Raw genomic sequence first — 341 nt, forward strand, 5'->3', positions numbered from 1 at the left:
GGCACGGCGGTGCTGGGCCTGGGCAATATCGGCGCGCTGGCGTCCAAGCCGGTGATGGAAGGCAAGGCGGTGCTGTTCAAGAAGTTCGCCGGCCTGGATGTGTACGACATCGAGATCAACGAGACGGATCCGGACAAGCTGGTGGAGATCATCGCCGGGCTGGAGGCGACGTTCGGCGGGATCAACCTGGAGGACATCAAGGCGCCGGAGTGCTTCACGGTCGAGCGCAAGCTGCGCGAGCGGATGAAGATCCCGGTGTTCCACGACGACCAGCATGGCACGGCGATCTGCGTGTCGGCGGCGTTCATCAATGGCCTGAAGGTGGTGGGCAAGCAGATCGA

1 pseudogene is annotated in these 341 nt (G+C 63.6%); it reads left to right on the plus strand.

Annotated features, from left to right (window positions below):
* Positions 1-341 (plus strand): annotated as a pseudogene (locus tag AC6LJ9_RS30745) (NADP-dependent malic enzyme); the annotation flags it as partial.

Source organism: Achromobacter sp. 1011811831 (genome assembly GCF_059760905.1).